Origin of the sequence: Microlunatus ginsengisoli, from assembly GCF_039537205.1 — a bacterium.
GTDB lineage: Bacteria > Actinomycetota > Actinomycetes > Propionibacteriales > Propionibacteriaceae > Microlunatus > Microlunatus ginsengisoli.
Genome location: NZ_BAABAB010000062.1, coordinates 1 through 812 on the forward strand (window position 1 = coordinate 1; position 812 = coordinate 812).

1 protein-coding gene is annotated in these 812 nt (G+C 70.7%); it reads right to left on the reverse strand.

Annotated features, from left to right (window positions below; all coding sequences use genetic code 11):
* A partial coding sequence (locus ABD747_RS26580; RefSeq protein WP_344810183.1) for a transposase occupies positions 1 to 812 on the reverse strand: 812 nt, incomplete at both ends.

The window sequence follows — 812 nt, forward strand, 5'->3', positions numbered from 1 at the left end:
TCGGTGGTAGGGCAGATTCTGTAGGCCGGTGTCTTTCAGCCCGCGGATCCGGTCTTCGGCGCGGGCGCGTTGGCGGTGCCGGACCTCCAGCACGGGCAGGGTCCAGCCGACACCGCGGGTGTTGGTGGCGAAGCAGGTGATCCGCCAGCCGTCCTCGTCGGTTAGTCGCAACGGCGCGCCGGGGTGGGGCCGTTCCCGGCGGGCGATGATCCGGATTCCCGCTGGCCAACTGTGGCGCCCGGTGGTGAAGGTGTCGGGCAGCCACCGGGTCAGCTCGGCGACCTGGGCCCCGTCACGCTCTGCGCCGTCGCTGTCCAGGGCGGGCTGCCAGGCCTGAAGGGGCAGCTGGTCGATCGCGGTCTTGACCGTCTCACCCACCGTGAACCCGGTCGAGTACTCCAACCCGAGATCGCTGATGTGGTGGAGGAACGCCTTGGACGCACCCGCGGAGTCGGTGCGGACCAGCACCTGATCGCGTTCGGTGGCGGGCAGCTGGGCCAGTGATGCATCCAACGCGGCCAGGTGGGTGGCAGTGTCGAACGCGGAGGCCCGACCGGGGCGAAGCTCGACCAGCAGCGTCTCGCCGCTGCCGTGTTCGCCGTGGTCGACGAACGCGCACATCGGGGCGAACCCGAATCCGCGTTTGTAGGTCGCTTCCGCGCCTTCCTTGTCTGAATGGGCCCGGACCAGCGTGACGTCAAGATCGACGATGACCTGTCCGCCGTCGCGGACCCCGGCGCAGCCGCCCAGCGGGCGGCACCGTTGCCAAGCGCGGGTCCGAGCCTGCGCGCGAGCGGCCCGGATCGCCGGCA